Source organism: Clostridium acidisoli DSM 12555 (assembly GCF_900176305.1).
Classification (GTDB): domain Bacteria; phylum Bacillota; class Clostridia; order Clostridiales; family Clostridiaceae; genus Clostridium_I; species Clostridium_I acidisoli.
This window is the reverse complement of sequence record NZ_FWXH01000004.1, coordinates 185901-193009: the sequence shown is the minus strand read 5'-3', so window position 1 is coordinate 193009 and position 7109 is coordinate 185901. Positions and strand designations below refer to the sequence as shown.

The following is a 7109-nucleotide window of genomic DNA, read 5'->3' as shown; positions in this document are numbered from 1 at the left end:
TCAAGCGTATATTCTATTCTGTCCTCTGGATAGTCTGGGTCTATTGGCATATATGCTCCTCCTGCCTTCAAAATACCCATTATTCCTACTATCATATTGACAGATCTCTCTACAAGCATTCCTACGATGACATCTTTACCTACTCCCTTTTCTCTTAAGGCTCTTGCTAAAGAGTTTGCCCTTTCATTTAGCTCTTTATAGCTCATCTTTTTATCTTCATATACAACTGCAATATCATCCGGTGTCTTTTCTGCATGTTTCTCAAATAATTCATTTATCGTTTTATTCCTTGGGTAATCTGCCTTTGTATCATTAAATTCTACTAATAATCTGTGCTTTTCTTCTTCATTTATTATTTCTATATCATTAATATTTTTGTCACTATCTTTTATAATACTTTCAACTAAATGTTTTATATTAGTAACAACATTTTCTATTGGTATGAACTTTTCAAATGCATCAATGGCATAATCAAAATTAATTTCAACATCCTTATCCTCGTCAAATTCTCGAATAAACACAGCTAAAGCATTTCTTTCATGCCTATGACTTAATGTTCTTATATCTGTTTTTGTTCCATTAAAAGCTGCTGCATAATTATGATTTTCATAAGATAAGGTTATATCAAACAATTTCTGATCTCTATCTTTAGAAATACTTGTGTAAATTTCTCCAAAGGAGAGCTTTTGGTGTCTATAGCATGCCTTTAGCTCCATCTTTATTTCATTCATTAATTCCAAAAAACTCTTTTCCTTTGATACTTCTATCTTTAAAGGTATAACATTGGCAAAATGACCTACTATTTGCTTATGACTAGCTTTTGTTCTATTTAATATAGGAACTCCAATTACTACCTCTTTTGAATTAGAAACTCTTGAAAAATATGTACCTAATACACCAAGGAAAAAATGAAATACAGAACATTTTTCCTTGGTGCAGTATTCCATTATTTGATTATATGTATTTCTCTTTATTGTTACACTTTCTCTATTACTAAATACCAGTTTATTACTTTTAATATTTCTAACAAATATATTTTGAGGAATACATTTAAATTTATCTTTCCAAAATTCTCTATCCTTCAAATACTTATCAGATTCTCTATACGATTTATTATCCCTTATAAATTCCAAGTAAGAATGTTTTTCTATGTAATTTTGAGAATTATCTATTTCATTGTAATTACTAACTAATTCTCTAACTATAATTGAATGTCCCCATCCATCTGATATTATGTGATGTACCCTAAAAAAATTAAAATATCTATTTTCATCTACTTTAATAAGCATAATTTCAAATAGATTATCATTGCTATTGAAATCAAATGGTTTTAGAAATTCTTCTTGCATCCATTCTAATGAAAACTTTTCAGAATACTCTTTTGATGAAAAATCATAAAAAGGAACCTTATATTCTATTTTTTTCAATACTTTCTGAAATGCCTTACCATCATGTTCCTGTATTCTAATTCTTAAACTATCATTATCTCCAATGAGTTTTTGTACAGCCTTTTGGAAACTTAAATAATTAATGTTCCCTTTAATATCAACATAACCGCCAATATTGTATATTGGCTTATTTTTATATAAACATTGTTCGGTCCATACATCATTTTGATATGATGTTAAAGGATACTTTTCCACTTCTTGATTATCTAATTGCTCTTTTAGCATTTTTTGCATACCCCCATTGTCTAATTTACACAATAATAATTTGATTATGACAAAATAGCTACTAAACGTTTTCATTTACTCCTAATTTTAACCTATTATGCTATTTTTTAATTAATCATTACATGTTTACTATTATAGTATATAATGTCTATATAGTAAAGTTATTTGATTTTATTGAAGTTATTTGAAATAAACTAGTATAAATATTTTTACTTATACTTATTAAAAATTAATCATATTAAAAATAATCACAAAATCATAACTACCCGTAAACGGGTCAATATACTCTTTCAAACTCATCTGTCCATATGCCAAATCTTCTTGTATCTGATTTTTTATATATTCTTCCCCAGTAATTGCAAAAGATTTCAGCATCCAACCAATACACTTTAACAATCTAAAATAACCACTACATATATCTTTGTTTTCTGCTCTATTTTCGGCATGGGATACGTAGTCATCCAATATTTTTTCGCTGTAATAACTGTCTCCTTTCAGTGTTGTATAGTTGCTAATTGTATGACATGCATTTTGATAAAGAATAATATCTAAAAATTCTTAAGTTTATGATGTTGGGCATAACCAGTGGTTATCAAAGCAAATAAAAATTACTACAGGTAATTTTACCTATAGTAATTTCTAATTATAATCAGCCTTGTCTATTCTAATTTACACAAACCTATGGACGTTCTCAACGTTTTCTAGTTTTTTATCCTCAATTGTAAATATATCTTTCATATCTTCTTTGTCCCGATTTTCTATATATTCCTTTATCACTTCCTCTGTTACTGCTCCTACTGTTGCACAAAATAGCCTGTTGACCACAGCTGATTTTTTTAAAATTTATTTAAATTTTTCTCATTTTTATTCCTATTTTGCTATGCCTTCTATTCAACTAATGTAATATTTATAATTTTTGTTATATTTTCAACATTATCGTTTATAAAAAAGTGATTTCCCTCAAAATTGTAAACTTTAAATCCTTTATCTACATGATTTTTCCATGCTAATAATTCTTCTAAAGTTATATTATCTTTTTTTCCATTTAAAATAGAAATATCACATTGAATTTTATCCTTCTTTTCTTTGTAAAGATACGTCTCTAACATTTTAAAATCATTTCTAAGAATTGGTGTAAACAACTGAATTAATTCTTCATTGTCTGCTACCTCTTGTGGTGTACCACCTAACTCAATTACTTCTTTAATAAATTCCCTATCCGGTAATAAATGTATTTTTCTTTTTCTGGGTATACTAGGAGACTTATACCCTGAAAAAAATATATGTTTAGGCAATTTAACATTTCCATTGTATATTTTATAATATAACTCATATGCTAAAAGACTACCCATGCTATGTCCGTAAATAGCATAATCATCTTCTAATATCTTATCTTTTATATTTTCAAATATGTCCTCAACAGCCTCTTCTAAATTTTCATAAAAATTTTCATTAAACCGTTTTCCTCTTCCTTTAAGTTCTATGGGCTCTATATGTATTGAAGAATTTAAATACTTTTTCCATTTATAATATATAACTTCTGATCCTCCTGCATATGGCAAACAAAATAATATCATTAGACTATCTCTCCTATCTATTAAAGATTAAATCCAATATATTTACTAATTAAACAGTTCTAATCCAATTTTCTTATGTTATTAAAAATCTCTCTACTTAATGAACACGCAGCTACTTTATAACATAACTCTATAGCAAATAACTTTAAAGATATTGACACTCCTTGTCCAAAGCATTTAATATAGCTTTCTTTTAATTTCCATACTTCATAGAACCTATCTAATTTAAATTTTAAGTCTTGATTAACAATATACTCAAACCCATTTATTGAAAAAAATTAGATATCTCTTCATATTCAATATGTTTTACTTCTTCAACATCAATTCCTATAGGGCTATCAACACCACCACATAATACATAATCACCGGAATGAGATATGTTAAAACAAAATTTAGATACACTTCCATTTATATCATCCAATATTCATTCTGTTCTATACGGATTTTACCAATAAATTTATTATACTGTATGAAATTACATTTTTCAACTTCTTTTAATATAAGTAGTTAAATTATAAATATATTTATAATTTACAAATAATCACAAAATAAAAAATACGTAAACTACTCTTATGAAATTAGGACATATAGGAATTGTAAATACAATCAAAATCTAAAAATAGATATGGTTTTTCTTCCATTCAAATATCCCACTTGATATAAAATTAAGCCTATTTTACAGATTATTAATCATAATAAACGCTGTAAAATAGGCTTTTTCATTTCAAATTATATTTATGTTTTATTCCCACTCAATAGTAGATGGTGGCTTAGAAGTTATATCATAAACAATTCTGTTTACTCCTTTAACTTCGTTAACTATTCTTCTTGAAACTGTGTCTAAAACTTCATATGGTATTCTAGCCCAATCAGAAGTCATAGCATCTGAGCTTGTTACGGCTCTTAATGCAACTAAATGAGAATATGTTCTCTCGTCTCCCATAACACCAACAGATCTGATACCTGGAAGGCAAGCAAAATATTGCCATATACTTTCATCAAGTTTTGCATTTGCAATTTCTTCTCTAAAAATAGCATCTGCTTCTCTAACTATTTCAAGTTTTTCTTCTGTAACTTCTCCTAAAACTCTTATTCCAAGACCTGGTCCTGGGAAAGGCTGTCTCCACACAAGTTTATGTGGGATTCCAAGTTCTTCTCCTACAGCTCTAACTTCATCCTTAAACAATTCTCTTAATGGCTCAATAAGTTTAAAGTCCATGTCCTCTGGAAGTCCACCAACATTGTGATGACTTTTTATAGTAGCAGAAGTATCCGTTCCACTTTCTACAACGTCTGGATAAATTGTACCTTGAACAAGATAAGCTATTTCTCCAAGTTTTTTAGCTTCTTCTTCAAATAATCTTATGAAACCTTCCCCTATTATCTTTCTCTTCTTTTCAGGATCACTTACACCTTTAAGTTTTTCTAAAAATCTATCCTTAGCATTTACTCTTATAAGGTTCATATCAAATTGCTCTCTAAATACCTTTTCAACTTGATCTCCCTCATCTTTTCTAAGAAGACCGTGATCAACGAATACGCAAGTAAGCTGTTTTCCTATGGCTCTGTGGACAAGTACTGCTGCAACAGAAGAATCAACGCCACCAGAAAGTGCACATATAACCTTCTTATCTCCTACTTGCTCCTTTATAGCCTTAATCTTTTCTTCTGCAAAAGAAGACATTGACCAATCGCCTTTTAACTTACATATTTTGAAAAGAAAGTTTGAAAGCATTTCCCTTCCAAAAACAGTATGCTCTACTTCTGGATGAAATTGAACTCCATATATGTTTTTTTCTTCATTTACCATTCCTGCAACTGGACACTCTTTAGAATGTGCAATTATCTTAAAACCTTGTGGTACTTCTGAAACATAATCTGTATGACTCATCCAGCATGTTTTTTTGCCTTCAATACCTTCAAACAATTTATAATCTCCAGTAATCTCAACTTCTGTTTTTCCGTACTCTCTTATTTCTGCACTTTGAACTTTTCCGCCAAGTGTATGTGTTATTAGTTGATGACCATAACATATTCCAAGCACAGGAATGCCTAGTTCAAATACTTCACTATCAATTCTTGCAGCACCTTCTCCATATACACTGTTTGGGCCACCAGTAAGTATAATAGCTTTAGGATTTTTTTCCTTAATCTTATCAAGGGTATAAGTATATGGTATTATCTCACAATAAACATTGTTTTCTCTAACTCTTCTTGCTATAAGTTGATTATACTGACCTCCAAAATCTATAACTAAAACCAGTTCTCTTTCCATAATTTCCTCCTAAGGTATGTTTTAGGCATATTCAAAAATATTATTTTTTCATTTACCTTATTGATTAACACTATAATTTGGTGCTTCTTTTGTTATAGATATGTCATGAGGGTGACTTTCTCTTAAACCTGCTGAAGTTTGAACCACAAATTTAGCACTTTCATATAAATCTTCTAAAGTTTTTGCACCTAAATAACCCATTCCTGATCTAATTCCACCAACAAGTTGATAAATTGTATCTAAAACAGATCCTTTAAAAGGTACTCTTCCTTCAACGCCTTCTGGAACTAATTTTTTATTACCTTCTTGGAAATATCTATCCTTACTACCATTTGCCATTGCTGCAAGTGATCCCATTCCTCTATAAACTTTGTAACTTCTTCCTTGATACATTTCAATCTCACCTGGTGCTTCTTCGCATCCAGCAAACATTGAACCCATCATTGTAACCTTTGCTCCTGCAGCTAGTGCTTTAACTATATCTCCTGAATATTTTAAGCCTCCATCAGCAATAACTGGAATACCATATTCTCTAGCAACTTCCACGCAATCCATAACTGCTGTAAGTTGTGGCGCTCCAACACCAGAAACTACTCTAGTTGTACATATTGAGCCTGGTCCTATACCAACTTTTACTGCATCTACTCCTGCTTCAATTAAATCTCTTGCTGCATCTGCTACTGCAATATTACCTGCAATTACTTGAAGTTCTGGATATTTTGCCTTCACAGCTTTAACTGCTTCAATTACTCCCTTAGAATGTCCATGAGCTGTATCTATTATTATTACATCTACATGTGCATTTACAAGAGCGTCAACTCTTTCCATCATGTCTTTAGTTACACCAACGCCAGCTCCACAAAGAAGTCTTCCTTGGGAATCCTTAGCTGCATTTGGGAATGCCTTTACTTTTTCAATGTCCTTTATAGTAATAAGTCCCTTTAAGTTATTATCACTATCAACTAGCGGAAGTTTTTCAATTTTATGTTCTTTTAATATTTTTTTTGCTTCATCTAAAGTTGTACCTTCTTTAGCAGTTATTAAATTCTCTTTAGTCATAACTTCAGATATTAATCTTTTAAAATTTGTTTCAAATACAATATCTCTATTAGTAATTATTCCAACTAATTTATCTTCAACTGTTACTGGCACTCCAGATATTCTGTATCTAGCCATTAGCTTTAGTGCTTCTTCAATTGTATTTTCTGGTGCTAATGAAAAAGGATTTGTTATTACTCCATTCTCTTGTCTTTTTACCCTATCAACTTCAGATGCTTGCTCAGCAATACTCATGTTTTTATGAATTATTCCTATTCCGCCTTCTCTTGCCATAGCAATAGCCATTTTAGATTCAGTTACTGTATCCATACTTGCACTCATAATTGGAAGGTTTAATTTTATCTTCTTAGTTAAGTTAGTTCTAAGATCTGCATCCTTAGGGAGAATTTCGGATTTGTTAGGTAATAATAATACATCATCAAAAGTATAAGCTTGTTTTAAAATAATAGCCATTTTTTTAATAACTTCCTTTCTCTTTTATAATTTTAAGTAAACAAAAAAGCGTACTAATTCCACGGAGTGAAA

7 protein-coding genes and 1 pseudogene are annotated in these 7109 nt (G+C 29.9%); all 8 read right to left on the bottom strand.

Annotation, left to right across the window (positions count from 1 at the left end):
- The coding region (locus B8978_RS08785) for a condensation domain-containing protein (RefSeq protein ID WP_176212653.1) at window positions 1-1673 on the bottom strand (1673 nt) is incomplete at its 3' end.
- 222 nt (window positions 1674-1895) lie between these two features.
- Window positions 1896-2087: pseudogene (locus B8978_RS08780) on the bottom strand (hypothetical protein); the annotation flags it as partial.
- Window positions 2088-2342: 255 nt separating this feature from the next.
- Complete coding sequence (locus B8978_RS19820) at window positions 2343-2498, bottom strand: hypothetical protein (RefSeq protein ID WP_176212652.1); 156 nt, start codon at window positions 2496-2498, stop codon at window positions 2343-2345.
- A 62-nt stretch (window positions 2499-2560) separates the two neighbouring features.
- Entirely contained in the window at window positions 2561-3250 is a 690-nt protein-coding gene (locus B8978_RS08775; protein ID WP_084115278.1) for a thioesterase II family protein, read from the bottom strand.
- A gap of 59 nt (window positions 3251-3309) precedes the next feature.
- On the bottom strand, window positions 3310-3501 hold the full coding sequence (locus B8978_RS20510; RefSeq protein ID WP_423236715.1) for a 4'-phosphopantetheinyl transferase superfamily protein: 192 nt from the start codon (window positions 3499-3501) through the stop codon (window positions 3310-3312).
- Between the two features lie 14 nt (window positions 3502-3515).
- Window positions 3516-3671 (bottom strand): 4'-phosphopantetheinyl transferase family protein, encoded by a 156-nt coding sequence (locus B8978_RS19815; protein WP_176212651.1) that lies wholly within the window; start codon window positions 3669-3671, stop codon window positions 3516-3518.
- 321 nt (window positions 3672-3992) lie between these two features.
- Window positions 3993-5525 (bottom strand): glutamine-hydrolyzing GMP synthase, encoded by a 1533-nt coding sequence (gene guaA, locus B8978_RS08765; RefSeq protein WP_084115274.1) that lies wholly within the window; start codon window positions 5523-5525, stop codon window positions 3993-3995.
- Window positions 5526-5582: 57 nt separating this feature from the next.
- A complete protein-coding gene (gene guaB / locus B8978_RS08760) occupies window positions 5583-7037 on the bottom strand; it encodes an IMP dehydrogenase (RefSeq protein ID WP_084115272.1) in 1455 nt (484 codons plus the stop codon).
- Window positions 7038-7109: the final 72 nt, after the last annotated feature.

Coding starts and splice junctions, on each gene's coding strand:
- guaB (WP_084115272.1), bottom strand. CDS start 7,037: ATGGCTATTATTTTAAAACAAGCTTATACTTTTGATGATGTATTATTA.
- guaA (WP_084115274.1), bottom strand. CDS start 5,525: ATGGAAAGAGAACTGGTTTTAGTTATAGATTTTGGAGGTCAGTATAAT.
- B8978_RS08775 (WP_084115278.1), bottom strand. CDS start 3,250: ATGATATTATTTTGTTTGCCATATGCAGGAGGATCAGAAGTTATATAT.